The organism is Paraburkholderia sp. Clong3 (assembly GCF_050436485.1).
Lineage (GTDB): Bacteria > Pseudomonadota > Gammaproteobacteria > Burkholderiales > Burkholderiaceae > Paraburkholderia > Paraburkholderia tuberum.
The window spans coordinates 2,101,390-2,127,579 of sequence record NZ_JBNDMH010000002.1 but is presented as its reverse complement, the minus strand read 5'-3'; the positions used below and the strand labels follow the sequence as shown (position 1 = coordinate 2,127,579).

Annotated in this window: 19 protein-coding genes and 4 pseudogenes; 8 read left to right on the top strand and 15 right to left on the bottom strand. The window is 61.2% G+C overall.

Features of this window, described 5'->3' with window-relative positions:
- Window positions 1-46 precede the first annotated feature (46 nt).
- Window positions 47-1,224 (top strand): IS3 family transposase gene (locus tag OKW30_RS14040; RefSeq protein WP_429346789.1). Its coding sequence is split into 2 segments (ribosomal slippage): window positions 47-314 and window positions 314-1,224, totalling 1,179 coding nucleotides; the frame shifts between segments, so codons are not numbered across the junction.
- A gap of 115 nt (window positions 1,225-1,339) precedes the next feature.
- On the opposite strand, the gene OKW30_RS14035 is transcribed toward OKW30_RS14040, so the two are convergent.
- The 3 genes from OKW30_RS14035 to OKW30_RS14025 form a co-directional block, all read right to left on the bottom strand.
- Window positions 1,340-2,224 (bottom strand): SDR family oxidoreductase, encoded by an 885-nt coding sequence (locus OKW30_RS14035; RefSeq protein ID WP_184065476.1) that lies wholly within the window; start codon window positions 2,222-2,224, stop codon window positions 1,340-1,342.
- A gap of 1,028 nt (window positions 2,225-3,252) precedes the next feature.
- On the bottom strand, window positions 3,253-3,660 hold the full coding sequence (locus OKW30_RS14030) for a fasciclin domain-containing protein (protein WP_429346941.1): 408 nt from the start codon (window positions 3,658-3,660) through the stop codon (window positions 3,253-3,255).
- Window positions 3,661-5,064: 1,404 nt separating this feature from the next.
- The gene (locus OKW30_RS14025; protein ID WP_429346940.1) at window positions 5,065-5,484 is read right to left on the bottom strand and encodes a hypothetical protein; all 420 of its coding nucleotides are present in this window, start codon (window positions 5,482-5,484) and stop codon (window positions 5,065-5,067) included.
- A 754-nt stretch (window positions 5,485-6,238) separates the two neighbouring features.
- Between OKW30_RS14025 and OKW30_RS14020 the strand changes: the two are divergent.
- Window positions 6,239-7,905, top strand: a pseudogene (locus OKW30_RS14020) (OB-fold nucleic acid binding domain-containing protein); the annotation flags it as partial.
- A gap of 84 nt (window positions 7,906-7,989) precedes the next feature.
- Here OKW30_RS14020 and OKW30_RS14015 read toward each other — a convergent pair.
- Complete coding sequence (locus OKW30_RS14015) at window positions 7,990-8,379, bottom strand: response regulator (RefSeq protein ID WP_184065479.1); 390 nt, start codon at window positions 8,377-8,379, stop codon at window positions 7,990-7,992.
- Window positions 8,380-8,538: 159 nt separating this feature from the next.
- On the opposite strand from OKW30_RS14015, the pseudogene OKW30_RS14010 reads away from it, so the two are divergent.
- A pseudogene (locus OKW30_RS14010) lies at window positions 8,539-9,328 on the top strand (SOS response-associated peptidase family protein).
- 34 nt (window positions 9,329-9,362) lie between these two features.
- Here OKW30_RS14010 and OKW30_RS14005 read toward each other — a convergent pair.
- The 3 genes and pseudogenes from OKW30_RS14005 to OKW30_RS13995 all read right to left on the bottom strand — a co-directional run.
- Window positions 9,363-9,986: a hypothetical protein gene (locus tag OKW30_RS14005; protein WP_184021291.1), complete on the bottom strand. Its 624-nt coding sequence runs from the start codon at window positions 9,984-9,986 to the stop codon at window positions 9,363-9,365.
- Window positions 9,987-10,360: 374 nt separating this feature from the next.
- Window positions 10,361-10,693: a hypothetical protein gene (locus tag OKW30_RS14000; RefSeq protein WP_187629552.1), complete on the bottom strand. Its 333-nt coding sequence runs from the start codon at window positions 10,691-10,693 to the stop codon at window positions 10,361-10,363.
- Between the two features lie 220 nt (window positions 10,694-10,913).
- Window positions 10,914-11,702: pseudogene (locus OKW30_RS13995) on the bottom strand (YncE family protein); the annotation flags it as partial.
- Window positions 11,703-11,885: 183 nt separating this feature from the next.
- Here OKW30_RS13995 and istA point away from each other — a divergent pair.
- Window positions 11,886-13,433, top strand: coding sequence for an IS21 family transposase (istA, locus tag OKW30_RS13990; RefSeq protein ID WP_184071870.1), 1,548 nt, complete (start codon window positions 11,886-11,888; stop codon window positions 13,431-13,433).
- An 18-nt stretch (window positions 13,434-13,451) separates the two neighbouring features.
- Window positions 13,452-14,210 (top strand): IS21-like element helper ATPase IstB, encoded by a 759-nt coding sequence (istB, locus tag OKW30_RS13985; protein WP_184071868.1) that lies wholly within the window; start codon window positions 13,452-13,454, stop codon window positions 14,208-14,210.
- Between the two features lie 125 nt (window positions 14,211-14,335).
- Here the strand turns inward: istB and OKW30_RS13980 are convergent.
- Window positions 14,336-15,046: pseudogene (locus OKW30_RS13980) on the bottom strand (YncE family protein); the annotation flags it as partial.
- Window positions 15,043-15,540, bottom strand: a complete 498-nt coding sequence (locus OKW30_RS13975) for a DUF305 domain-containing protein (RefSeq protein ID WP_429346939.1) — start codon at window positions 15,538-15,540, stop codon at window positions 15,043-15,045. The gene OKW30_RS13975 and the pseudogene OKW30_RS13980, both read right to left, overlap by 4 nt.
- Window positions 15,541-16,067: 527 nt before the next feature.
- Here OKW30_RS13975 and OKW30_RS13970 point away from each other — a divergent pair.
- On the top strand, window positions 16,068-18,164 hold the full coding sequence (locus OKW30_RS13970; protein ID WP_184065491.1) for an FUSC family protein: 2,097 nt from the start codon (window positions 16,068-16,070) through the stop codon (window positions 18,162-18,164).
- Window positions 18,165-18,170: 6 nt separating this feature from the next.
- Here OKW30_RS13970 and OKW30_RS13965 read toward each other — a convergent pair whose 3' ends face one another.
- Together OKW30_RS13965 and OKW30_RS13960 are read right to left on the bottom strand one after the other, a co-directional pair.
- Entirely contained in the window at window positions 18,171-18,488 is a 318-nt protein-coding gene (locus OKW30_RS13965) for a GIY-YIG nuclease family protein (RefSeq protein WP_090803545.1), read from the bottom strand.
- A gap of 10 nt (window positions 18,489-18,498) precedes the next feature.
- Window positions 18,499-19,668 (bottom strand): GNAT family N-acetyltransferase, encoded by a 1,170-nt coding sequence (locus tag OKW30_RS13960; RefSeq protein ID WP_429346938.1) that lies wholly within the window; start codon window positions 19,666-19,668, stop codon window positions 18,499-18,501.
- 150 nt (window positions 19,669-19,818) lie between these two features.
- Here OKW30_RS13960 and OKW30_RS13955 point away from each other — a divergent pair, with 150 nt between their 5' ends.
- Together OKW30_RS13955 and glnK are read left to right on the top strand one after the other, a co-directional pair.
- Window positions 19,819-21,531 carry an NAD+ synthase gene (locus tag OKW30_RS13955; protein ID WP_184065499.1) on the top strand — a complete coding sequence of 571 codons (1,713 nt, stop codon included), beginning with the start codon at window positions 19,819-19,821 and terminating at the stop codon, window positions 21,529-21,531.
- Between the two features lie 102 nt (window positions 21,532-21,633).
- Complete coding sequence (gene glnK / locus OKW30_RS13950) at window positions 21,634-21,972, top strand: P-II family nitrogen regulator (protein WP_013088783.1); 339 nt, start codon at window positions 21,634-21,636, stop codon at window positions 21,970-21,972.
- A 185-nt stretch (window positions 21,973-22,157) separates the two neighbouring features.
- On the opposite strand, the gene OKW30_RS13945 is transcribed toward glnK, so the two are convergent.
- The 4 genes from OKW30_RS13945 to OKW30_RS13930 all read right to left on the bottom strand — a co-directional run bounded on the left by OKW30_RS13945 (window position 22,158) and on the right by OKW30_RS13930 (window position 26,150).
- On the bottom strand, window positions 22,158-23,315 hold the full coding sequence (locus tag OKW30_RS13945; RefSeq protein WP_184065502.1) for a porin: 1,158 nt from the start codon (window positions 23,313-23,315) through the stop codon (window positions 22,158-22,160).
- Window positions 23,316-23,931: 616 nt separating this feature from the next.
- Window positions 23,932-24,711 carry an ABC transporter ATP-binding protein gene (locus OKW30_RS13940; RefSeq protein ID WP_184021339.1) on the bottom strand — a complete coding sequence of 260 codons (780 nt, stop codon included), beginning with the start codon at window positions 24,709-24,711 and terminating at the stop codon, window positions 23,932-23,934.
- 39 nt (window positions 24,712-24,750) lie between these two features.
- Complete coding sequence (locus OKW30_RS13935) at window positions 24,751-25,464, bottom strand: ABC transporter permease (RefSeq protein ID WP_018419774.1); 714 nt, start codon at window positions 25,462-25,464, stop codon at window positions 24,751-24,753.
- The gene (locus tag OKW30_RS13930; RefSeq protein WP_184007926.1) at window positions 25,461-26,150 is read right to left on the bottom strand and encodes an ABC transporter permease; all 690 of its coding nucleotides are present in this window, start codon (window positions 26,148-26,150) and stop codon (window positions 25,461-25,463) included. The genes OKW30_RS13935 and OKW30_RS13930 overlap by 4 nt, the downstream gene beginning before the upstream one ends.
- Between the last annotated feature and the right edge of the window lie 40 nt (window positions 26,151-26,190).

The window sequence follows — 26,190 nt, the reverse complement described above, 5'->3', positions numbered from 1 at the left end:
CAGGTCGATAGGAGGACAATCCGGAATCGACGAGGAACAGAGCTAGATGACAAGGAAGCGCCGACAATTCGATGCCAGCTTCAAGCTGGAAGTGGTGAAGATGATACGAGACCAAGGCTTGTCGGTGGGCGAGGTTTGCCGGTCGATGGACCTTGGCGAGACGGGGGTACGGCGCTGGCTGGCGCAGTACGACGCGGAATGCGCGGGCGGTGCTGGCGCGGGCAAGCCGCTGACGGCCGAACAGCAACGCATTCGGCAACTGGAGGCGGAGAACCGGCAACTGCGTGAAGACAACTCCCTGCTAAAAAAAGCCTCGGCCTTCTTTGCACGGGAACTGAAGTGAGTTACCGCGCGGTAGCCCACTTGCAAGAGAAGGCCGTATCGGTCAGTGCCGCGTGCCGGGTATTGGGGGTAAGCCGCTCGGGCTACTATGCGCACCGGCGCGCCAAGCCGAGCCCAAAGCGCCTGCATGAGCAGACCCACATCAGGGCAGCATTTGCTGCCAGCGGCGCGAGCTACGGCAGCCGGCGTGTGATGCATGCCGTACGCGAGCAAGGGCTTCGCACGGGCCGCCATCGGGTGCGCACGCTGATGCGCGAAGCGGACTTGCGCACGACGTGGAAGCGCAAGTTCGTTTCGACGACCGACAGCAAGCATACGTTGCCGGTGGCCGAGAACGTGCTGGACCGTCAGTTTGACGTGGCTGAGCCGAATCGGGCGTGGGTTTCGGATATCACGTATATCCGCACGGCCCAGGGCTGGCTTTATCTGGCGGTCGTGCTGGACCTTTACTCGCGCAAGGTCGTGGGCTGGTCCATGGCACCCAGCATGCCGGCCGGATTGGTCATGTCGGCACTGACCATGGCGTTGCAGCAACGCCGGCCAGTGCCGGGATTGGTCCTGCATTCGGACCGTGGCAGCCAATATGCAAGCGACGCATATCAAGCCTTGCTCAAGCGGCATCACGTGGTTTGCAGCATGAGCCGCAAGGGAAATTGTTGGGACAATTCGGTGATGGAACGCTTCTTCCTGAACCTGAAGATGGAGCGCGTATGGCAGCGCCGGTACGCCAATCACGACGAGGCACGGCAGGACATCACGCAGTACATCGTCGGCTTCTACAACCCCGTGCGCTTGCACTCGACTTTGGGCTATCTGTCGCCCGCCGCCTACGAGGCGAAATCGACAGCAAAAGAACCTATCTGCCTGTCCGAAATTACTTGACCACCACACACAATCAAAGCGGTCTCAATTCGACTCATGGTTCCTCCTGCTTCAACAGGGACTTGAGTAGCTACGTATGCCGTGCCGTCAGTCCGTTTCCGCACACCCTAACTTTTTAGCGGAGTGGATCGCGGGGTGGACGCTTCGTCATATTGTCCGCCGGCAACATGCCCGGCAGGGCATCCACAAAGAAATCTGCTTGCAATGCAGCCCCAGCCTGCACGTCGTACTGTGCAAAGTCGCGCACACCGGCTGCCAGAAGAACCTCGTCGTCGAGGAAGAAGTTTCCCGAACACTCCCTGGCTTGGCGCGTCAGGATATAGTGGGCCGCGTCGGCAACTATCTCAGGCTTGCGACACGCTGCAATCATGTCCTTACCACCAATCTCATTTCGCACAGCCGCGGTCGCGATAGCTGTTCGAGGCCACAGCGAATTGACTGCGACACCTCGGTCTTTGAACTCCCCGGCAAGCGCTAAGGTGAACAGGCTCATCGTGTATTTTGCAATGGTGTATGCCGCAAAGTCGCTGAACCATTTTGCGTCGTGGACCAACGGAGGTGACAGCGTGAGGATGTGCGGGTTCGGCGAATTGAGGAGATGCGGCAGGCACGCTTGCGCGCACACGAACGTGCCTCTGCCATTGACCCCATGCATCAGGTCGTACCGTTTGACGGGTGTGTCTAGCGTGCCAGTCAGTCGAATGGCGCTGGCATTGTTCACGAGGATATCGATGCCACCGAACATCTCAACGGTCTCGGCAACCGCGGCTTTCACGCGTTCTTCGTCGCGAATATCCACAACAAGCGGGAGCGCCCTGCCGCCAGCAGCTTCAACAGCCGCCGCTGCCGTATAAATCGTGCCCTCGAGACGCGGGTCCGGGTCGCCGGTCTTCGCCGCAATCACGATATTGGCTCCGTCACGTGCGGCTCTGAGCGCAATGGCGAGTCCGATGCCGCGACTGCCACCAGACATGAATATTGTCTTGCCGGCAAGGGTCATGGTTGTCTCCTGAACACTCCCTGTAGCATACGCTGCTGCCGTCATTACGCCGTTGCCGATGTAGCCGTTACTCGTGAAGGGGATGGCGTACGTTGTCGCCGACGACTTTCTGACGGCGTCGTATTCATCGTGAAAGCCGACATGACCGGCGGGGGGCTGCCGGCCAGAATGCGCGTTTCGGCTTTACCTGGTCCGGCGAGCCACCCGTACAGCCCCAGCCGCTCCCTTTTGTCATGTACCCGCCAGCAGTAAGCGGGACAGGAGAACTGTATGAAACGCGCCAGCCTTTTATTGGCAGCGGGCACTACTGCCCTGTTTTTACCGGCATAACATCGTCGTCCGGCGACATACTGTGCATGCCTGTATCGGTCGAGCCAGTGTTCTTTGGCATTTTGCCCGGTCTCGCGTTCCACGGGCTCGAGACAGGCTCGCTGTGGTATGTCATCCCTGCTGTTGCGGCACCGTGAGCACCGCCGCCCCCACTTCCACCGTTCCCATTCCCTCCACCCTGCGCAAACGTCGCGCTCGAGGCGCAGAGCGAGACGACAGCGACGCACGCCAGCACGACTTTCCGCGTTGTCTTTTCCATCACATTTCTCCTGCGATTTCGGCGCGTGCTGTAGCAGCGTCGAAGTTTCATGCACCGCTAACGCCTGACCGTTGGATGACTGATTGCGCAGCGGCGAAGCGCAAGCAGCCGCTCGGGCCAGAACAGGGCAGACATTTGCCTTATCCGGACGCCAGGCATGCAGGTAAGTCGTGGTTCGGCGCCGAAAATGACAGAGCCAAGCTGGATTCGAACATTTGACCGTGCGCGCCGGTCCTGCTACTTCGGCATCGGTATCTTGTCGACCATCACGACTACGCCGGTACTCTGGATGACGTCGTAGGCCGAGATGTCTGCCGTGTGCCCCCGCAGCGTCCAATAGCACGATGTTGTGTGGTCCGTCCGGGGACGTGAGCGTCTCGCCGTTCACGGTTTTAAGTTCCACCTTCCCGTCACCTTCCCTGATGGGCTGGTCGAGCTTCTAAAAATCGTAACGCCCCGGGATAACGTGACAGGAAAGGATACAGGTCAGCATCGGCTTGTTTTCTGGTTTGATGAGGCTGTCGACCGTGGCCGGCGGCAATGCTGCAAATGCTGCAAATGCTTCATTGGTTGGTGCGAAAACGATAAAGCGCGCAACACGCTTCTGCGTACCCACGAGGCCTACCGCCTTAACTGCGACGACGGGCGTGGTGTGGTCCGTCGAATTCATCGCGATGTCCACAATGTCTTCGACGGGATACGTCGCCGGACCGTCCACCGTGACGGTATCGCTAGCCGCGAAAACCCGGACCCTGCGGCTGACAACGCGGCAGCAACGAGAAAAGCGGTGTGTTTCATGAGAGGTTTCCTCATGACGGGACGCCGGATTGCGCTGCGTTGACTGCATATGAACGGGGGCCTCGGGTAGCTGGATGCGGGGGGGGGGGGGGGGGGGGGGGGGGGGGGACAGGTGTGTCGCTGCTTCCGATGGCAGTGCGAGCGACCAGGCGCGACTGTCGCCCCTGACTTGCCGATTGTCAATTCCGCTGTCAATCACGACCTTGGCGTTCTATAACATAAACGCAGCAGCGGTCTTATTGGTCAATGGGCGTACAACGTCCTGTCACCGGCGCACTCATTGCGCATACTTCTGCCCCGCCCGGTACCAGCCTCGCGTCATTACCCAGGTAGTCATCGGATAAGTCCGGCTTTGTGCACAAACGGTGCAACAAGCCAACTTCGCATTTGCTCGGCTAAATGGCGTCGGAGACGACGCTGTATGGCATTTGGTGGAGCGAAAGCAAGAATCAGCAAGGCGCGAGAAAAGGTCTTATGCAAGCATCGCGCGCTCGTGGGGATGCCAATCCCCTTGTTATTCCGGGGTCGTGGTATTCGCAACCCGTTGACGAAAAAGAGGTGACGAGATGAAAGTGCAACTTTTAGCTGTAGTCAGCGCAGTATCCCTGCTCGCTGCGACCGGCGCCGCCCACTCGCAGCAAATGCAACCGTCGGGCACAACTGACCCGTCGTCTGCCCAGCAGCCCATGACAACTGCTCAGCCGGCCACGACTATGGACCGCACCCCTGACCTGGGATACGGACCGCAGCCCGGCGGAAGCAGCGGCAGCGGCAAAGCCAGAAACGGTGCCGCGTGCACGGTGGGCCTGTCCTGCGATATCTATCAGGGCAGCTAGCCACGCATGCCCGAAGTGGGCTTCGCACCTCCGAAATTCCCGTGTGGATTTCGAGTTCGGAGCACGCGAATAGCGAATCTCATGCGTGGAAAACTCAACGTAGATTAAAGGAGCCAACGTGAAATCATCACTGATGGTCGCTTCTGCTGCCGGGTTGTTTGTCATGGCCGGGTTTGCGCATTCGCAAGGCGCGCCCCAAGTCCCTCAACCCGCCCCACAGGAAAACGCCGCGACTCAAGCCACCGACCCCAGTGCGGGGATGGAGGCATATGGCGGTATGCCCGACACGAAGGTACAAAGCGGCGTAAAACATGCCAGGCCGTGCAGGGTAGACCCACAATGCAACGTTTTTTTCGGAGGGAGCTAAAAAACGGACTGACGGTGGGCGGGCCAGGAACGGAAAGCGCTGGGTGCCGTGTCGCGAGGGGGAACGACATCCTTGGTCGGGCTTACCGGGTTCCCTTTCACTCTTTAAGGGTCGGGCGCGTCCTGATAGGGGAGGCGCCTCGACATGCGAAACGCGCGCCGGCTTCAAGAGCGAGCGGAATGGAGGTCACTACGAGAGTTTGAGCGCCGGGGCGCCTTGAGTTCGGAATAGACGCCACGAATTGCATGCGTCATGACGTAGACCTCGACTCGGCCCAGGGCCAACCGCTTTTCTTATGCGCATCCCCCTGAACGGGCGGCGCAGCCGTGACCGATGCCTCGACCGGACCCGCTTCCTCCACTGCATTGTGCAACGATTCGGCCCCCGCCTCCTTCCTCACCCCGGGAAGCCCAGTCACGAACCACTTCTCCTTCTTCTGGACGTGAGCGGCGTACGCCTTCCAACCGTCATGGTTGCCCTCAAAAAGGTCCTGCTGAACGGTTGACGCAAGCGCATTGCGGTTGGGCTCAGTATCAAACAGCTCCTTTGGCCACAGGAAGAACGCGCTGGCGATGCGTGCACTAAACTCGACCCCCTTCATCTTGGGCGCAAGCGCCCGGAGGAACTCGAAGTCCTGCAACGAATCCTCTTCCTGCGCAAGCTGCGTCACCGGCGCGTTCGCGCCGACTTGTCCTGGCTAAACAGTTCAACGCTTCGAGAATGTCCCCGAGATGAAGCAGCAGTTCCCGTCTATCAAATCGGTCGTCCATTGCCTTACCTCCATTCATTGCGTCCTTGATACAGTCTGGCCCTTGAGGGGCAGGCGACGCGCAAATGCCGGGAGAAGCGATGGTCCGCACACGACAGGCCCATTTTTGCGGCGCTTGTCGTATCTGGCAGCGTCAGGATTAAGGAAACGTCTGCTGGAGGTACAGTTGCCCCAAGGCACTTGGGTCGCGCGCCAGAATCCGGTTCGTCCGGCTGGGCTGCGCACAAAACAGGGCCGCAGTGTTATATCGGCGAAGCGCGGCGGCTGAGCCAACTTATGGGCGCTGCATCGGGCGCGAGGAACTGCAAGTTTCGCCCTCGCGCCGCTACCGCCTTCTACTCCTGGCTGCGGCAGACCTTGCGATAAGGTGAGAAGCGCCAGTGACCGGTAGGGTCCTTGACTGCAACCGCGCCGAAGTCGTACAAGACCTCGCGAACGGCTGCCGCTCGCAGGCCGCGTATGTCTCCGACCACCAGAAGCGTGCGCGTCGGCGTCTCGATGCCTGGTCCGGTATCGGGCAGCGAATTGCGCTCGTCTGCGCTGCTGTATCGAAGTCGGCTGTTGCGGTTCAGTTGTACGGAACGACCCGAGGGTCTCGTGCCCAGCGCGGGCTAACTCGCGCAACACATTTACACACTAATGAAAATTCGGCGGCTTTCCTCGCCATCTGTCACAGCACTCCGGTGGCTTCGTTATTAGCCGCGGAAAGCTTACGCGTCTTGTGCCGGTTGAAAACGCGGCGATGGCAGACCGCAGCGTAATTGAGTGGGACAAAGACGACCTTGAGTCATTGGGTCTGCTTAAGATAGATGTCCTTGCGCTCGGCATGCTCTCAGCTATTCGCCGCACGCTCGACCTCGTTTCCGAACAGTGCGGCGAACGCTTTGAAATGCAGGACATCCCCGCCGAGGACCCGAAAACGTACGAGATGATTTCCGCTGCGGACACAGTCGGCGTTTTCCAGATTGAATCTCGTGCCCAGATGTCGATGTTGCCGCGCATGCAACCACGGACGCTTTACGACCTGGTTATCGAGGTCGCCATTGTCCGGCCGGGGCCAATTCAAGGTGGTGCGGTCCATCCATATCTGCAGCGTCGACAGGGATTCGAGCCGGTCTCATACCCGAGTGATGCACTGAAAACGGCGCTGGGTCGTACGCTCGGCGTGCCCATTTTTCAGGAACAGGTGATGCAAGTTGCCATACTCGCCGCGGGATTCACTGCCGGCGAGGCCGATGCATTGCGACGTGCCATGGCCGCATGGAAGCGCAAAGGCGGTCTTGAAAAATACTACGACCGCATTGTGAATGGTATGTTGGAGCGGGGCTATGACCAAGGTTTCGCCGATGGTATTTTTGAGCAAATCAAAGGCTTTGGTGAATACGGCTTCCCCGAAAGTCATGCGGCCAGCTTCGCGTTGCTCGTATACGCGAGTAGCTGGCTGAAGTGCCATGAACCAGAAGCGTTCCTTGCTGCCATGCTCAACAGCCGGCCGATGGGATTCTATTCGCCGTCGCAGCTTGTGCAGGACGCACAACGCCATGGCGTGAACGTGCTGCCAGTTGACGTTGCTGTCAGCGGCTGGGACTCTGCTCTGGTGAGGCTGGCAGACAACGACCGCCCGGCTGTCCGACTCGGCATGTCGTTCCTGCGCGGCATGAAGGACGGCGCCGCAGAGCGGATTGAAAATGCCAGAGCCGTGCGTCTGTTCGAAACCGTCGCTGACCTTGCCCGCAGAGCGCAGCTTGACCGCAAAGACCTGCATGTCCTTGCCGATGCTAATGCCTTGGCATCCGTTGCCGGCAATCGTCGCGAAGCGCTTTGGCAATCTGTCGCCGCTGTGCCGGACAAAGACATGCTTGCGATAGCGGCCATCGAGGACGAGACTCCTGAACTGGGCGCGCCGACGGAGGCGCACGACATCGTCGTGGACTATCGGTCGGTCTCACACTAGGTCGACATCCGCTCGAGCTGCTGCGGCCGCAACTGCTCGCAAATCGGCTGATGCCAGCGTCGACGCTGCGCACCTATCGCGACGGGCGCCTGGCTCGTGGGTGCGGACTTGTTACAGTACGGCAACGGCCGGGCACTGCGAAGGGGGTCATGTTTGTGACGCTTGAAGACGAGACCGGCAACATGAATGTAATCGTGTGGCCGAGCCTGCTCGAAAAGCAGAGAAAGGAAGCGCTCGGCGCATCGCTACTTGCCGTGTACGGAACATGGCAATGCCAGGGAGAGGTTCGACATCGGGTCGCGCAGCGCGTTATCGATATGTCTCATCTGCTTGGTGGCCTGACTACTGCGAGCAGAAATTTTTGCTGACTTGCCATTTGCCCCTGGAAGCGGCATTTCCTTTCAACAGCCATATTTCGATTGGCCTCGTCAGCACAAGAGGCGGCTTTTCGACTAGGTTGGCTTGCCGCGCTGTTGCTCTCGATGGGTTACGTGGTCCGCCAGCAAGCGACGCATTGTGGTCAGTAAAATTTGCCCATCTACAGGCTTGCAGAGAAAGCCGTCGTAGCTTACGAAGGCTGGTGGGCTGGGCTCCCCCGAAACCAGAATGAATGTGACGTCAGCTAATCCGGGACGTGTTCGCAAACGGTGACAGAGCTCGCTTCCCGACATCACCGGCATGCGCCAGTCGGCAACCACTATGTCGACAGGGCATTCGATGAACATCTTCAATGCCGCCTGGCCGTCGCTCGCGCTTCTTACTTCAAATCCGTCAGCGGCGCAACAGGCGCCCCACGCGGCCAAAGCCTCCGCATCATCGTCTACCAGCAGTACGCTTGCCATACACAAATGTCCGAGTGGCCCCACGTTCTTTGGCAGCTTGATGCAGGCCAAAGTTCACGGGGCCATTCATCGACGCCGCATATTCGTCGCGGTCGCGTCGTTCGAGAGAGTGCGTATCATGGGAGCATGAAACGGAGATCGATGTGCTACTAGGCTCAAATCCAGGCGGACTACCGGAAATTTGTGCGCACCTTTGGCGCACTGATGGACATACACGAGTTCGCGCGTCTGTTTTTCGAGCGCGCCGAGGGCATCAGCAAGGCGAAAATACCGAAGGCAATGGAAGACGCTTTTGCCGAACCACAGAATGAAGCGGAGCGCGGAATCAACGCTCTCATCAGCCAGTTCAATGCCGGACAGGCAACGAAGCTCGAACAGGACCTGTTTAAACAGCGCAAGCGCCTAGCGGATGCGGAACGGTCACTGCAGACAAAGATAACTAAAGCAGCAACCGATGCGTTATCAATGTCGCATTGCCGGAAAACCCGCCTTCTACGATGTCAAATACCCTGGAACTTACAATGCGCGCCGGGATAGTCTCGAAGGTTTCTGGGCACCATGCTTTGGACGCACGCATGGCGTCTTGCTTGTCGAAGTGTTCTACGAGAATGTGAGCAAGGCGAAGTTCGAGGGAACGTTACTGGAGACTCATGAGCGAGATGAGAATGTTGTTCTGGAATTTCGTCCGAGCAATGGCCAACTGATGCTGGTCGCCTGCCTCTGGTCTCGATGGAGCGCCCCGGGTGAGCCGGACTTGCTGTCGTTTGCGGCAATTACGGATGAGCCGCCGCCAGAGGTCGCGGCGGCAGGACACGACCGATGCATCGTACCTATCAAGCCTGAAAACGTCGATGCGTGGTTGAACCCGGATGCGTCAGACCTGGCGGCACTGTACGCGATACCTGGTGACAGGGACCGGCCGTACTACGAGCACCGGCTGGCTGCATAGGGAAGACGCTTGATTTGACGGCAGGACTGGCGGCTTAGTGATTATAGAAGTCGACGATGCGCTCCCAATGCCGCTTCAGGTTGCTCCTCTCGGTTGATTGAATGTATAACTGCATTGCTTGGGTCCGCGCCTGTGCCGGTGCATCCGGGGCGTTGGCGTGAACCCCTGCGGTATCCATCGCAAGGTCCATGAATCGCACGAAGTCGCTCTGGTTGCCAAACTCGTTCTTTCGCGTGTCCCATGTCCATTTGTAGTTGACTCCATCGAAGTCGTAGTCGTTGCCATGGTAATCGGCGTAGCGATACGTCACCCAGCTCTCGAATATTGCTTGAGGAATAAGTCCCTCGCGAAAGTACAGATACTGCTCGTGCTGAAGATTCCACAGCTTTATGAACAGGCTGTGCGCCCGACTTTTGATGACAGGCAAGGGCATCAGAGGAGGTTGGTTTGCGGCTTGGGCGGCTTGGACAGGGCCTTGAAGTCCGTACGCTTCGCGAAGCTCGAACAGTTCGCTGAAAATGTCTCCATAAGTCTTGTGGCAGTTCGCGACGATATTCACGCGTGCAATGCTCCAGTTGCGCCAAACGGTCAGAATGGAGAGCAAGACCGCGAACACTGATACCAGGAGTGACAGGAGCGCGAGCGCACTGGCGACCATCCACCCATATCTTTTCCCCAACTGTTCCTCTTCCACCACCGGAGGGGTACTGGCTGGGGACGAACCGCTGGCAGCAGGATTACTATGGGGGCTTGGTGTGCTTGCAGCCGAGCCACTGGTTGTGGGGGCTGCCGATGTTCCGACCTGAGGCGGGGCAGAGCTTGCTGAACTAGCAGCGAGACTTGACGCGGCTTGCGCTGCCGGAGGCTGTGAGGAGGGCTGCTTTGCTGATGCAGTCGATGTCGGCTTCGGAGGAAGTTGTGCTGTAGAGGGTTGTGAGAGGCTTGAGGCGGCGAGTGCAACAGCGACTATCAGATAGGCGGCTCTCACACGAGACCACAGATATCGCCTTCTGGCGAGAGAGCGCATGCTGTTCAGAACCTGCCGCAATGATTCCATGGCGAACTCGAGTGCGTTAAATCCCGCGCGATTTTGCGCCTCTTCTCGTGCTTGTTGCCCAGACTCAACGCCAAGTCTTCATCCGAGAGAGATTCGAGCGGCGCGAACTTTGCCGTACCTGCGGCGCAAATCACGGCGTCCACGGTTCCAGGTTTCTGGTACATGGACACGATGGACGCTTTGTCAGCGAGGCCCACGGACAGGTCCGAGCCATTGCGGCTTGCGCCAATGACCTGGAGTTCGGACGAGAGCAGGCGCGCGTTCGCGTTGCCGAGCGCTCCGGTTGCGCTGACTATCAGTACGCGCATGCGGGCCTCCTGCGTCCGGAAGGGTCACGCCAGCGCGGCGTGACGCTTCACGCCTGGCGGGAGGGGAAAAGGAAGAACGAATATCGTACTACCCCGTGACGTGACGTGCATTCCACACCTCACGCGCGCCGTGGGCGGTCTAATTTTGCTCGTTGGCTCACTCATTTGATTGCCTGGTCCGGTCTCCGTCGGAGCTGGTGACGTCGACATCGAGACTTGCCTACGACGCGTTCAGTGCTGCCTGCACCTGTACGGGGGCGCCGGGCTTGCCCGAAACTTGCGGCGCAATCATAAGGTAGCGGTGCCTGTCGCCAGCAGGCTCCATACCTGGCGTGACCAACTGGCGAATCTGACCAAGCGCATTCACAATCGCCGAGCCGGCCGGATTGGTCATGAAGTTCGCTAGCGCCTCTACCTTGCCGCTGCCGTCAGGATTGTCTGCAAGGCACAGTACATACGGCTGCTTCGGTTGCAGACCGGTGACGGCCGCCTGAAGGACCTGCAGGAGACCCTGGTCAAACAACGCCACAGTCGTGGGGGCACTACTGGCATCGGCCGGCTTGCCCGACCCCACGGGGACCAGCACCAGGTGAATGCTCTGCCCGGCGAGTCCGAGCGGCTGCGTGTTTTGCGTGCCGTCTCCTTCCGGGACCGCATTCGGTACGTAGGCTACGGCCTGCGGCGCCTGTCCAATGGGTACGGTCGCAATGACCTTGTTTGTCAGCGTGTCGATGGCGGTCATCGCGTCTGCGTTTTCAAGGCCGACGTAGATGCGGCTGCCGTCACCGGACGGCCATAGACCATGCGGCAGACTGCCGACAGGAATTGTCGCGATCTGCGAGAAGTCGTTGGTCCGGAACACCTTGAGCTGATTCAGGCCTCCAACGGTCACATAGGCGAACGTACCGTTGGTGTTATGCACGATGTTCACGTGATTTGTAATCGGGCCCGTGTCGAGCGTTTTGATAAGTTCGAATGGCGGCCGCGCGTCGAAGACCTGAGTCTTGCCTGAATATTCCACGCCAAAGTGAACAGGGATTCCACGGCAAAAAGAACACGAATTCCACGGCAAAGTTAATGCCGATTCCACGGCAAAAAGAACAGGGTTTCCACGCCATCGCGAACACGGTTTCGGGGTGGCGGCGACGCGGGTCAACGGTGGCACGATCGACAGTTTTGTCGGGAGTGCCGAATGGCAAATGTCAGGTTGACCATGCGCAAAATCAGGGAAGTGCTGCGGCTGCATTTCGAGTGTGACCGCAACCAGAGGGAGATCGCCGACGCGGTCGGTGCCTCGACAACGACGGTGTGGCATTACCTGCGCCGCACGCGGCTGGCGGGGCTGGGCTGGCCCCTGCCACCGGAACTGCTGACGGACGACGCGGCGCTCGAGGCGAGACTGTATCCGCCGCCGGCACGGCGCGAGCCAACGCGCGGCATGCCGGACTGGCCGGCGGTGCATCGCGAGATCGGCAGGAAAGGCGTCACGCTCGATCTGCTGTGGCAGGAATACAAGGCGCAGCATCCGGACGGCTGCGGCTATAGCTGGTTCTGCAAGGCTTACCAGGAATGGGCGCAGCGGCTTCCTGTCACGATGCGGCAAACGCACGTGCCGGGCCAGAAGCTGTTCGTCGACTACTCGGGCAAGAAGCTCGGCATCATCAATCCGGACACCGGTGAAGTCCGCGAGGCTGAACTGTTCGTCGCCGCGCTCGGCGTGTCCGGTTTTACCTTCGCTGAGCTCACCTGGACCCAGCAGTTGCCCGACTGGATCGGCTCGCACGTGCGCGCCTTCGCGTTCTATGACGGCCTGGTCGAGATCCTGGTGCCCGACAATCTAAAATCGGGCGTCCACAAGCCGGGGTTCTACGATCCGGACATCAATCCAACCTACCAGGAAATGGCCAGGCATTACTCCGTGGCTGTGATCCCGGCTCGCAGTAAAAAGCCGAGGGACAAGCCGAAAGCAGAGCTGTCGGTCCTCCTGGTGCAGAGATGGGTCCTCGCCCGCCTGCGCAACCAGCGCTTCTTCAGCCTGGGCGAGGCCAACCGGGCGGTCGCCGCGTTACTGGGCGATCTGAACAACCGGCCCTTCAAGAAACTGCCCGGCTCCCGCCGTAGCGTCTTCGACGAAATCGATCGTCCGGCACTCAGGCCCTTGCCCGAGCAGCCCTATCAGTACGCTGAGTGGAAGGTCGCGCGTATCGGCCCTGACTATCACGTTGAACTTGATCAGCACTATTACTCGGTCCCATATCGCTACGCGCGCGAACAGGTCGACGTGCGCCACACGATCAACACCGTCGAGATCTTCCATCGCGGCCAACGCATTGCCGCTCACGGCAAAAGCGCTCGCCGTCGCTACCACACCACGATCGACGCGCACATGCCGCCGGAGCACCTGGCGGTCGCCAAGGGCTGGGACCCGGAGCGGCTGCGCAACTGGGCCGCCGACATCGGCCCGCATACGGCGGCTGTCATCCAGCACCTGCTGGGTGCCCGCAAGCACCCCCAGCAGTCGTATCGCACCTGCCTGGGTGTGCTGCGCATGGGCAAGGATTACGGACGCGACCGGCTCGAAGCTGCCTGCCGCCGCGCGATCGATCTGAAAGCGCCGAACTACAGGTTCATTGACTCGACGCTGAAGAACGGCCTGGACCGGGAGCCCGAACCTGCCACCGGGCAGGCCGACCTGCCGCTTGTGCATGCCAACGTGCGCGGGCCTTCGTACTACCACTGAAGCTGAAAGGGAGTCTATATGCTGCATCATCCCACTGTCGACAAACTGCACGCGCTGCGCCTGCCCGGCATGGCGGCGGCGCTTGCCGAGCAACAGTCCCAGGACGGCATTGACCGACTGGGCTTTGAAGAACGTCTGGGGCTGCTGGTCGAGCGTGAATCCAGTGAACGTGACTCGCGACAAACGGCGGCCCGGCTGCGCCGGGCCAGACTGAAGGTCCCCGACGCTTCGCCCGAGGACATCGACTATCGCACCGCCCGCGGCCTGGACCGGGCGCTCACCGCCCGACTGCTGACCGGTGAGTGGCTTCGGGAGAGGCAGAACCTGATCCTGGTTGGCCCGACCGGGCTCGGCAAGAGTTGGTTGGGTTGCGCCTTCGCCATCCAGGCGTGCCGCCAGGGGTTCTCCGCCTGCTATCTGCGCGTGCCGAAACTGAACGAGGAACTGGCGATCGCACACGGCAGCGGGCGCTACGCGCGATGGCTCGCCCAACTTGCCAAGACGGATCTCGTGATTCTCGACGATCTGGCAATGGCGCCGCTGACTGATTCCGCGCGGCGCGATCTGCTTGAGGTTCTTGACGACCGTCACGGGCACCGCTCCACGCTCGCTACCTCCCAGATCCCGGTGGACCACTGGCATGAGGCGATCGGCGAACCCACTGTCGCCGACGCGATCCTTGACCGGCTGGTGCACAACGCTCATCGCATCACGCTCGCGGGCGAATCGCTGCGCAAGACGCGCAGTCGATTGACCGCAAAGCCGCAGTCCGAGTAAAAAGGTAAAGGTCCCGCGTCGCTGCGCTCCGTTTGTTCGCGATGGCGTGGAATCCTTGTTCACTTTGCCGTGGAATCACGATTCACTTTGCCGTCGAATGGCTGTTCTCTTTGCGTGGAATACGCAGTCTTGCCCACATCCTTGAGCGTGAACCACACCTGCTTGCCGTCCGGGGTCGCAGCGATGTTCGGGCAGAACGGGCTCGCCTGCTTCACCGTGCCGACAATCTTGTGGTCGGCGACCGAAATGACCTTCGTCTCGGGATTGAACGAAGAGCACACGTAGCCATACTTTCCATCCGGCGAGAAGATTTGCATGCCCGGGCCGGCCGGCACAGTAATCCGGGTCTTTTCTTCAAAGGTTGTACCGTCCAGCACGGAAACATAGTTTTCACCGCGCACGGTCACCCAGACCTCCTTCCCGTCGGGTGTAAAGAAGGCCTCGTGAGGCGACCGGCCCACGTACGTAACATGCTTGACCGCATTCGTCTGAGTATCGATGAACGAGACCGAGTTCGAGCCGATGGATACGACTGCAATTGTCCGGTGGTCGGGCGAAAAACCCATGCCGTGCACCAGCAACTGGCCTTTGTACAATGGGCTGAAGTTGCCCGGCGATGGGTCGCCCAGACGAATCAGCCCGACCATCTTGTTGTCCGCCGGGTCAACGACGGAGACGGTATTCGAGAATTGCTCGGCCGCATAGACCCGGTCGCGGTGACTCACGGCAATGTCTGGGTCGGACGACGAACCGGGTACCTGTCCGGCCCACGCGAACTGCGCTGCAGTCAGTGCCGCTGTGGTCAGGGCGGTGGTGAGAAGCGGCGTGCGTTTCATTTGGGCTCCTGTTGCGTGTGATTCGGCATGTTCATCTGCCTGCCAGGGTTGGACATCGAATGTGTGTGGTCTGCGGATGACGGGACGCGCTGCTGCTGGTCTGGAGCGGGTGCCGAAGGGGGCAGGGGCTGCCCGAGGGCGAGGCGCATGGCAACGATTTCCTGCTGTTGCTCGACGACGATTTCCTGGGCGAGACGACGCAATTGCTCGTTATCTCCATAGCGTAATTCGGCCTGCGCCATGTCGATGGCTCCCTGATGATGAGGCACCATCATGGCGACGAAGTCCCGGTCGACATCGCCAGTCGGCTTGATGGACATGTCTGTCATCATCTTCGTCATTGCCGCATCGTTTTCATGCAGGAAGGGCGCTTCGTTTGAGTTTGTGCCCTGTGCACCAGCAGCGGATGCAGGCGGTGCGCCAAGTCCCGATATGGAAAGCGCGACGGCTACCGACAGTACCAGTGGTCCAGACAGACGGATTGGGATGCGCATACAGGTTCCCTTTTCTCTTTTGGATTGCAGTCTCTCGGCAGGCCGGAGGCACACAGGCGAGACCTTGGCAGCGCTTCGCGGGCAACGGCAGACTGAATACAGTCGACCGTCAAAAGCGCGTCGCAGTGAAAAACGTAAGATTGGCGACGGGGGCGAAGACCTATAATGGGCGCGGAATGACAATGAAATCAATATCTTGTGAGAATCTTTCGCGATCTTCTAGCCGCGGAGCGCTACTAAGCGCGCCGCCGTTCATCCGCTTGCTGCATGCAGTACGAAAACCGCGCGAGTCCGCAAGGACCGCGCGGTTTTTTCATCTGATTTGCGCGGCATTCGACCACCGTGCAAGGATGCCGCGATCTTCGTCTCGCACGCTTCGTCTCGCGCGCATAACCTGAACGCATCGCTCCGATGAACGGAACGCATTTTTATATTTAGGTGTAAACCCTTATCATTCGCCGCACGACCTCGCGCGCGAACTCCAGGCATCTACGCGCGTTTCCATCACTTCAAGAACCACGGTCCGGATGATGAACCGCAGCAAGTCCCACTCGACATCGCCGCGCTGGTCGACCCGGCTGCATTCGGTCGTCACCGCGATCTATCGCAAGCGGCCGGTCTGGATGGTGTCGTTCGCGGCGAGCGAGGCGAATCTGTCGGAGGGCTTGAGGGCGGCGTGCGCATCGACGGCGATGCTCGCGCTCGGCAACGTGCTGCACGATCCGGTATTTGCGTGGGCGGCGATCGGCGCGTTCTGGACCTGCCTCGCCGATGCCGCCGGCTCGAACCGCGCCCGCTTCATGTCGATGATGAGCTTCGCGCTGCTGTCGACGCTGTGCGGCGGCATGACCGCGTTCGCGTCCGCCTCGGGTGCCGCGTGGGCCGCGCTCGCGGTGCTCGCGTTCACGACGCTCGGCGCGTTCGGCCGCATCTGGGGCGCGGCCACGTCGCAGGTGACGATCCTCGCGGCGACCGCCTGCGTCGTGATGGTCGATCGGCCGATGCACGACGCGCGCGCGGGTGTCGCGTTTCTCGGCGTCTATCTGGTCGGCTGTCTGTTCGCGATCGTGCTGAGCTTGACGGTGTGGCGCATTCATCCATTCGGCGCGAGCCGCGCGTCGTTGCGCGCGGTGTATCTGCGCCTCGCCGATGTCGCGTTCGATAGCGCGCGGCTTGTCGGCGGCCGTGCCGCGCCGCGCGAATGGGCCACGCATGCCGCGCGCTTTCGCGCCGATGCGCGCGCGTCGCTCGAACGTTCGCGCGATGCGCTCGCGAACGTGCCCGCCTCGAAGGCGGGCGGGGCGGCCGTCTACGACACGTTGCTCGGTTTGCTGACCGATGGCGAAGCGTTGTTCGCGTATCTGATCGCGGTGTCGGGCGCGGGCGCGAAAGTGCCCGACGATCCGCGCCGCACGCAACGCGCGGTGCGCTCGCTCAATGCGATCGGCGAAGTGCTCAGCGACATCGGCAGCGCGACCGGCGACGCGCGCTGGGAACGTCTCGCGGACCTGCAGGCGCGTCTGCGGCGTCTCGCGCATCGGCTCGAAAGCGCGTTGCTCGAACCGGTGAAGCTGCAATCCGGTTTCGAGCTCGTCGATTTCGCGCCGCGTGAGGTGCACGTCGAGCCGTGGAGCGCGTGCGTCGCGCGTTATACGGCGCGCGCGTGGTCGACGCTGAAGGCCAACCTGTCGTGGCAGTCGGTCGGCTTGCGCCATGCGGCGCGTGTCGGCGTGACGACGACGGCGGGCTTCGTCGTGATTCGCGCGCTCGGTCTGCCGTTCGGCTATTGGGCCACGATGGCCACGCTGCTGATCCTGCAGCCGTCGATCGCCGCGACCTGGCCGCGCAGCATCGAACGCGCGACGGGCAGTATCGTCGGCGGCGTGCTCGCGGCGGCGATCGGCTATGCGATTCATTCGCCGCTCGGCATCTCGCTCGCGGTGTTCCCGCTGGTGATGGCGACGATGGCGCTGCGCCCCGTCAGTTACAGCCTGTTCGTGCTGTTTCTGACGCCGACCTTCGTGCTGGTCGCCGACTTCGCGACGCCGGGCGCCAACGAGTTGGCGTTCGCGCTGACGCGGCTCGGCAACAACGTGCTCGGCTGTGTGCTTGCGCTGCTCGCGACGTTCCTTCTATGGCCGACGCGCGAGAAGCTCGATGTGCGCGTCTATCTCGGCGACGCGGTGCGCGCGAATCTCGCGTATCTGCGCGCGTCGCTCGACGCGCCTCGGCATGGCGGCAAGGAGATCGAGCAATTGCGCCGCGCCGCGGGCCTCACCAGCAACAACGCGGAAGAAGCGATCGGCCGCGTGCGGCTCGAAAAGCTCGAGGACTCGATGGCCGATACCGTCACGCTGACGGTGCTGAGCCTGCTGCGACGGATGGCCGGCACCGCGACGCAGTTGCGCCTCACCGCGAACCGTCGCGACATGCATAGCGAACTCGACGAATGGGTCGAGGCGATCAGCGCGGCGATCGAGGCGGCGCTGAATCGCACGTTACGGCCGGTGCGGCTCGAGTTACCCGCTCGCGAGCAGTTGACGTCGCTGGAAGCAGATGTGGTGGGCGAGCTGGCCCGGGTGCATCGGCTGCTGACGGAGAGGATGCGGGAGGCGAGGGGGTAGCACGACTCAGCCGTCGGAACGCTCGCCGTCTTCCGCGACGTCATTCACCGCTGCCACCGGCAACACCGACTGCAGCGTGAACACCCCGGCCGCCAGCGCCCGTTTATCGGCCGCCGTGAGCCGCTTGACCCAATACTCGGCGCTCGACGCGCTCGACCGGTCCGCCAGCTCGAACGACGCCAGCACCCGCACCGGCTTGCGCGAGCGCGTATAACGCGCGCCCGTGCCGCTCAGATGTTTGTCGAAGCGAGCAGCGACATCGGTCGCGATGCCGGTATAGACGCTGCCGTCCGAGCATTCGAGCAGATAGAGAAACCACGCCATAACCGCGCTTCTAGCCTTTGAACGGATTGTGTTCGCGCAGCTCGTCCACGTACGTGTGGATGCTGTTTTTTTCGTTATCGAGGAAATGGCCGACCGCATCGGCGAACGCCGGATGCGCGAGCCAATGCGTCGAGCGCGTGACCGTGGGCAGAAAGCCGCGCGCCATCTTGTGCTCGCCCTGCGCGCCGCCTTCGAATGCGCCGAGCTTTTCTTCGATGCAGAATTCGAGCGGCTGATAGTACGCGGTTTCGAAGTGCAGGCACGGCACGTGTTCGAGCGCGCCCCAGTAGCGGCCATACAAGGTGCCGCCGGTTTTCTCGTCGCGCTGATAGACGACGAGCGAGCTCGCGATCGGCTTGCCTTCATATTCGGCGATCACGAGCAGCAGATTCTCCGGCATCGACGCGCCGATCATCCGGAAGAAATCGAGGTTCAGATACGGACTCGAAAAATGCTCGCGATAGGTTTGCCGATAGCACTTGCTGAAGAAGCGCCAGTCGGCATCCTCGATGTCTGCGCCGCGGATCCTTCGCATCGTGATGCCGGCCTCGTGCACCTTGCGCCGTTCGGCGCGGATGTTCTTGCGCTTCTTCTGTTCGAGCGTCGACAGAAAGTCTTCGAAGTCGCGATAGCCGTCGTTGAGCCAGTGAAACTGCACGCCTTCGCGCTGCATCATGCCGATATCGGTGAGCGCGTCCGCTTCGCTCTGCGTCGGAAACAGCACATGCAGCGACGACACCTCGGCCTGCTCGGCGAACGCCATCAACGTGGCCGCGAGATGGCGCAACGCATGCTCGTTCGCCGACAGCAGCCGGCTGCCCTGTACCGGCGTGAAGGGCACCGCGCACAGCAGCTTCGGGTAATAGGGCAGGCCGTTGCGCTTGTACGCGTCGGCCCAGGCCCAGTCGAACACGTACTCGCCGTACGAGTGTCCCTTCAGATAGACGGGCGCCGCCGCCGCGAGCATGCCCGTGCGCGCGTCGGTCAGCGTGACGAATTGCGGCGCCCAACCGGTGTCGGGAACCGCGCATTGCGTCGCGTTGAGCGCGCTCAGAAACTCGTGCCGCAAAAACGGCGTGGGCTGCGGCTGCGCGGCGAGGAGGGCGTTCCACTCGGCGGCGTCCACCTCGGAGGGCGAGGCCAGAATGCCCGTGCGATAATCGATACGTTGCTGGTTCAATCTGAGTGACTGTATGCAATGACCGGCGCGGCGCTCTGAAACTGAAGCTGCCACGTCGTTCGTTGAGTTCGTTTATCCGGTTTGTTCAATCCCGTCGAGCCATCGAGCCGCGGTACCGCGAGCCGTGAAGGCTTGCCTGTCGATCCTGCCATGAAGACCCGAATCGCTCTTGCTCAAATCAATGTCACCGTCGGCGACTTCGCCGGCAACGTCGCGAAGATCGTCGCCGCCGCGCGCGCCGCGCACAGCGATGGTGCGAAGCTGCTGGTCGCGCCTGAACTCGCTCTGTCGGGTTATCCGCCCGAAGACCTGCTGCTGCGCCCCGCGTTCTATACCGCGAGCGCGGCCGCGTTGGCCGATCTCGCCGCACAGTTGAAGCCGTTCACCGGTCTGCATGTGATCGTCGGCCATCCGCTGCGCGACGGGTCGGACAACCTCGCGCACCGCCCGGCGAACGGCCATGGTAATGCAAACGCGCCGATCGAGCGCGGCGTGCCGCCAGTCGATACGTTCAATGCGGCGTCGCTGATCGTCGACGGCGAAGTGAAGGGCACCTATCGCAAGCAGGATCTGCCGAACACCGAAGTGTTCGACGAGAAACGCTACTTCGCCTCCGACCCGCAGCCGTTCGTGTTCGAACTCGACGGCGTCAAGTACGGTGTCGTGATCTGCGAGGACGCGTGGCATGCGTCGGCCGCGCAGATGGCAAAGGCCGCGGGCGCGCAGGTGCTGCTGATTCCGAACGGCTCGCCGTACCACCTGAACAAGGAAGCGGTGCGCTTCGACATCCTGCGCGCGCGCATTCGCGAAACCGGTATTCCGATGGTCTACGTGAACATGGTCGGCGGCCAGGACGAACTCGTGTTCGATGGCGGTTCGTTCGTGCTCGACGCGCGGGGCGAACTCGTCGCGAAGCTCGCGCAGTTCGAGGAAGCCACGGCTGTCGTGGAGTTCGATGCTGGCACGCCGCTGCCGGCCGCGATCGCGCCGGAGCAGTCGATCGAAGCGCAGGTCTACGCGGCGCTCGTGATGGGCGTGCGCGACTACATCGGCAAGAACGGTTTTCCTGGTGCTTTGATCGGTCTGTCGGGCGGCGTCGATTCGGCGCTCGTGCTGGCCGTTGCATGCGATGCGCTCGGCGCCGACAAGGTACGCGCGGTGATGATGCCGTCGCGCTACACGGCCGATATCTCGACCAGCGACGCCGCCGAGATGGCGCGCCGCGTCGGCGTGCGTTACGACGAGATCGCGATCGCGCCGATGTTCGACGCATTCCGCGGCTCGCTCGCCGAGGAGTTCGCGGGCCGCGCCGAAGATGCGACCGAAGAGAACATTCAGGCGCGCATTCGCGGCACGCTGCTGATGGCGCTGTCGAACAAGTTCGGCTCGATCGTGCTGACCACCGGCAACAAGAGCGAGATGGCGGTCGGCTATTGCACGCTGTACGGCGACATGGCCGGCGGCTTCGCGGTGATCAAGGACATCGCGAAGACGCTCGTGTACCGGCTGTGCCGCTATCGGAACGCGGCCACCACGTTTGCCACGCGCGACGTGATTCCCGAGCGGATTCTGACGCGCGCGCCGTCCGCTGAGCTGCGCGAGAACCAGACCGACCAGGACAGCCTGCCCGAATACGAAGTACTCGACGCGATCATGCGCATGTATATGGAGGAGGACCGTTCGCTCGCGGAGATCATCGCGGCGGGTTATCAGGTCGACGACGTGAAGCGCGTCACGCGCCTGATCAAGATCAACGAGTACAAGCGCCGTCAGGCGCCGATCGGCATTCGCGTCACGCATCGCGCGTTCGGCCGCGACTGGCGTTATCCGATCACGTCGCGCTACACCGAACCGGTGGAGTGAAAGACGACACCCGCGCGCGGATGCCGCAATGCATCCGGCGCGGCGTAGAATAAAAATCATCCTTTTCCTTTCCACTCTTCCCATCAAGAGACGAGGTTCGCCATGAAGCGCATCACCGCAGTCATCAAACCGTTCAAACTCGACGAAGTGCGCGAGGCCCTCGCGGAAGTCGGCCTCACCGGCCTGACCGTTACCGAGGTCAAGGGGTTCGGCCGCCAGAAAGGGCATACCGAGCTCTATCGTGGTGCGGAATACGTGGTCGACTTTCTGCCGAAAGTGAAGATCGAAGTCGTGGTCGCGGACAGCCAGTGCGATCAGGTCATCGACGCGATCATCGGCGCGGCGCGTACCGGCAAGATCGGCGACGGCAAGATCTTCGTCGCGGACGTCGAGCGCGTCATCCGTATCCGTACCGGCGAAGAGAACGAAGCAGCGGTATAAGCCGACGCAATCACGCACCGGCCCGGTGCGCGCAACGGCAAAAACCGTGCGCCGAATAAAAAACGGTGCAATACCCTTGCGGATATTGCACCGATACGCGCCTCTCGCAGCAGCGTGAAAAAGATTCTCTCGAAGAAATTCGTGTTACACCCCGAGGGATATGACCCTCGGGGCGCACCGTTCGCTTAGAACGAGTGCTGGATACCTGCGTACACGCCGCTTTGCTGGCGGCCTTGCAGCGGGTTGTCCGTTGCAGCGGCGAAGCCCGCATTGTTCGCGTTCAGACCGAAGTTAGCATTGCGGCTGTTGCGCACCGTCGCTGCCTGCAGGTCGAGCAGCGTGCGCTTCGACAGGTTGTACGAACCGCCGATCGTGTAGATCGTCGCATTGCCCGCGCCGTTGTTGCCGTTCACGTGGTAGACCGCCGCGATCAGTGCTGCAGCCGGCGTTGCCTGCCACGTCACACCGCCCCATTCGTGATTGAGCGTGGTCGGCTGGCCGGGCATAACGCCCGTTGCGCCTGCCGAACGGACTGCCTGGTAAGCGGCCTGAATCTTGAACTGGCCGAGGAACACGTTCAGCAGAGCCGAGTACTCGCGCGATGCCGCGAATACGCCGTTGGCCGTGTTAGCCGTATTGATACCGTTGTTGGCGACCGGGCCACCCCACAACTGGCCGTTCGCCGGGTTGCGGATTTCGTCGTACAGACCGCGGACCTGGAAGAGCGCCGTCGTGTAGGTGACCTGCGCGCCAGCTTCGCGACCTTGCGGCGTCGAGCCGTTACCGTTCCAGCTCGTCGCGTTCGACAGCGCGTACTGACCGTAGAAGTCAAAGCCTGCGATCTTCGGCGATTGGTACGCGAAGTTGTTGCTCGACTGCGGCCAGTTGCGGCCACGCACCAGCGATGCCGACGACCAGTTCGACTGACCGAACGGGTCGAAGTCCCACACGCCGTTCGAGATGAAGAGCATGCGGCCCATCGTGAACGTACCGTACTGGTTGTTCGAAATACCGACCGTTGCCCAGCGATTGAAGAGACCGCCGCCGCCAGGACCTGCACCCGTCATCGTGTTGAACGCGCCTTCCAACTGGAACAGGATCTTGTTGCCGGCGCCAATGTCCTCGACACCCTTCATGCCCCACAGGCTGGTGCCCCAGTCGCCGCTTTCCGCCTTGAAGCGGTTCGAGCTGGTGTTGGCCGCGCCGTTGGCGTTAGCGCCGGTCGGGACGCCGGACATGTACTCGAGACCTGCATCCAAACGGCCATACAGCGTGACGCTACTCTGAGCGTGTGCAACAACGCCGGCCGACATCAGCGCAGCGACGAGCAAAGCTTTCTTCATCTTCTCCTCCATACCCTGTCAAAAAAAAGAAACCCAGTACTGCGAGTGGTGTTCGGACGCGATAAGCACCGAACAGAAAGCGGTACCAGGGGAGAGTGGCGGGTGGATAGGGATTCTCCTGCCATGACATGTAGCGTCGAGCTATCTTTGCGTCATGCCGATCCCACGCCGACCGGTTCTCCTCTGTGTTTTGAAGTGAAACTACTTTTAATCAACTTTGTTTTGGTACTTTGGTTACCAATTTATCAAAAATAACTTTAACTGGGAGAAGAAATTAGTACCGCCAACAGGGGGTGTCGCCAAATTGCAATACGAATGTGGGCTGGGACCCGAAGGAGTTCCTCGGGAAAAGGCGCAAAGCCTTGTCCGGCAAGGGAATCGCGGCTTGGAAGGGGTCGTATTAAGGATTGTCACTATTGACGAGTCAAAAGCGGCAGGTTAGGGCGAAAACTCGGCCTGAATGGCCCGTTTTGTGGGATTTTCGGCGCTTTTTCGTCGTTCGAATGGCCGGGCGGAAGGACATGGTGAAAACGAAAAAGGCGCTCGTAAGCGCCTTGTAAAACTACATTGACTACATTTTTTATGCCATTCGCATCATAAGTCGCGGGTAATTTTATTACTTGAGACTGCCCGACAGGAATTGCTTCAGACGTTCGCTCTTCGTGTTCCTGAACACTTCGTCGGGATGGCCTTCTTCCTCGACGCGGCCCTGGTGCAGAAACATCACGTGGTTCGACACGTTGCGCGCGAAGCCCATTTCGTGCGTGACGACGATCATCGTGCGGCCCTCCTCGGCGAGCTTCTGCATTACTTTCAGCACTTCGCCGACGAGCTCCGGGTCGAGCGCGGAGGTCGGCTCGTCGAACAGCATCACGTCGGGGTGCATCGCCAGCGCCCGCGCAATCGCGACACGCTGCTGCTGGCCGCCCGACAGATGCGACGGATACTGCTTCTCGAGACGCGGCGCGAGACCGACCTTCTCCAGATATTCGCGCGCCCGGTCCTCGGCTTCCTTGCGCTTCAGACCGAGCACATGCACCGGCGCCTCGATGATGTTCTCGAGCACGTTCATGTGCGACCACAGGTTGAAGTGCTGGAACACCATCGAAAGCTTGGTGCGCACACGCTGCAACTGCTTCGGGTCCGACACGCGCAACGCGCCGTCCCTGGCGGTCTGCGTGCGCACTTCCTCGCCGTCGACGAAAATGCGCCCCGCGTTCGGCTGTTCGAGAAAGTTGATGCAGCGGAGCATCGTGCTCTTGCCCGAACCGGACGAACCGATCACGCTGATCACGTCGCCGGCATTGGCTTTCAGCGACACGCCCTTGAGGACTTCGTTGTCGCCGTACTTTTTGTGAAGCTCGTCGACGAAGAGCTTCTGCTTCTTGGAGTTCATCAGGATCCTTAACGAGCTTGCTTGTCCAGGGACGCGCAGTTACTTGCCTTGCGGCCGCAGGTAAGCGAGCCAGCGACGCTCGGCGCGGCGGAACAGCCACACGAGCGCGAAAGAAATACACAGATACAGCAGCGCGGCGATGCCGAACGCATTGAACGACTGGTACGTCGCGGAGTTCACGTCGCGCGCGATCTTCAGGATGTCCGGCACCGTGGCCGTGAACGCGACGGTGGTCGCGTGCAGCATCAGGATCACTTCGTTGCTGTAGTAGGGCAGTGCGCGGCGCAGCGCCGACGGCAGAATCACGCGCCGGTACAGCGTGAACGACGACATGCCGTACGCGCGCGCCGCTTCGATCTCGCCGTAGGGCGTCGCCTTGATCGCGCCCGCGAAGATTTCGGTCGTGTACGCGCAGGTATTCAGCGTGAACGCGAGCAGCGTGCAGTGCATGCCGTCGCGAAAGAACGCGTTGGTCAGCTCGTTGTTGCGGATGATCTCGAGGCTGTAGAGACCCGTGTAGCACAGCAGCAGCTGCACGTAGAGCGGCGTGCCGCGGAAGATATACGTATAGAGCCACACGAGGCCCGCGAGCCATTTCTTCTTCGACACGCGCGCGACCGCGAGCGGCACCGACAGGCAGAAGCCGAGGCCGATCGACACGACCAGCAGCCATAACGTGATCGCGACGCCGGTGAAGCGATAGCCGTCGGTGAACAGATAGTTGCGCCAGTATTGCTGAATGATCTCGATCATAGATCCGCCTTTCGCACGCCGGTCGAGTAACGCTTTTCGAGGTACATCAGCACGAAGTTCGATACGGTGGTGATGACGAGATAGATCGCCCCCGCGAGCAGGGTAAAGAAGAAGAACCGCAAGGTACCCTTGCCGGCGTCCTGCGAGGCCTTGACGACGTCGGCGAGACCGATGATCGACACGAGCGCGGTCGCCTTGACCATCACCTGCCAGTTATTGCCGATGCCCGGAAGCGCGAAGCGCATCATTTGCGGGAACATCACGCGCGAGAACACCTGCCAGCTCGTCATGCCGTAGGCGGCGCCCGCTTCGAGCTGGCCGCGCGGCACCGCGATAAACGCGCCGCGGAACGTCTCGGTGAAGTACGCGCCGTAGATGAAGCCGAGCACCGCGACGCCGGCCACGAACGGGTCGATGTCGATCTGCTCCCAGCCGAGCGCGTCGGTCAGGTTGTTCAGCCAGATCTGGATGCTATAGAACAGCAGCAGCATCAGCACGAGATCGGGCACGCCGCGCACGAGCGTCGTATACACCGTGCCGATGCCGTTCGACAGACGGTTCTTCGACAATTTCGCCGCCGCGCCGAGCAGGCCGAGCACGAACGCGAGCGCGAGCGAGAACACCGCCAGCTTGACGGTTTGCCAGGTGCCGCTGAGAAGCAGCGGGCCGTAGCCTTGAAGGAACATAGGTAGTCCACGACGATGCGCTACGCGCACCGCGAAAGAC

Excerpts from the sequence above, each read along its gene's own strand:
- OKW30_RS13965 (WP_090803545.1), bottom strand. The coding sequence starts at position 18,488 with ATGGCGTGGTTTCTCTATCTGCTCGAATGCTCGGACGGCAGCGTCTAT.
- OKW30_RS14035 (WP_184065476.1), bottom strand. The coding sequence starts at position 2,224 with ATGACCCTTGCCGGCAAGACAATATTCATGTCTGGTGGCAGTCGCGGC.
- OKW30_RS14005 (WP_184021291.1), bottom strand. The coding sequence starts at position 9,986 with ATGGTCGCCAGTGCGCTCGCGCTCCTGTCACTCCTGGTATCAGTGTTC.
- istB (WP_184071868.1), top strand. The coding sequence starts at position 13,452 with ATGCTGCATCATCCCACTGTCGACAAACTGCACGCGCTGCGCCTGCCC.
- OKW30_RS14015 (WP_184065479.1), bottom strand. The coding sequence starts at position 8,379 with ATGGCAAGCGTACTGCTGGTAGACGATGATGCGGAGGCTTTGGCCGCG.
- istA (WP_184071870.1), top strand. The coding sequence starts at position 11,886 with ATGGCAAATGTCAGGTTGACCATGCGCAAAATCAGGGAAGTGCTGCGG.
- OKW30_RS14030 (WP_429346941.1), bottom strand. The coding sequence starts at position 3,660 with ATGCAGTCAACGCAGCGCAATCCGGCGTCCCGTCATGAGGAAACCTCT.
- OKW30_RS13930 (WP_184007926.1), bottom strand. The coding sequence starts at position 26,150 with ATGTTCCTTCAAGGCTACGGCCCGCTGCTTCTCAGCGGCACCTGGCAA.
- OKW30_RS13945 (WP_184065502.1), bottom strand. The coding sequence starts at position 23,315 with ATGAAGAAAGCTTTGCTCGTCGCTGCGCTGATGTCGGCCGGCGTTGTT.
- OKW30_RS14000 (WP_187629552.1), bottom strand. The coding sequence starts at position 10,693 with ATGCGCGTACTGATAGTCAGCGCAACCGGAGCGCTCGGCAACGCGAAC.
- OKW30_RS13940 (WP_184021339.1), bottom strand. The coding sequence starts at position 24,711 with ATGAACTCCAAGAAGCAGAAGCTCTTCGTCGACGAGCTTCACAAAAAG.
- OKW30_RS13935 (WP_018419774.1), bottom strand. The coding sequence starts at position 25,464 with ATGATCGAGATCATTCAGCAATACTGGCGCAACTATCTGTTCACCGAC.
- glnK (WP_013088783.1), top strand. The coding sequence starts at position 21,634 with ATGAAGCGCATCACCGCAGTCATCAAACCGTTCAAACTCGACGAAGTG.
- OKW30_RS13975 (WP_429346939.1), bottom strand. The coding sequence starts at position 15,540 with ATGCGCATCCCAATCCGTCTGTCTGGACCACTGGTACTGTCGGTAGCC.
- OKW30_RS13970 (WP_184065491.1), top strand. The coding sequence starts at position 16,068 with ATGATGAACCGCAGCAAGTCCCACTCGACATCGCCGCGCTGGTCGACC.
- OKW30_RS13955 (WP_184065499.1), top strand. The coding sequence starts at position 19,819 with ATGAAGACCCGAATCGCTCTTGCTCAAATCAATGTCACCGTCGGCGAC.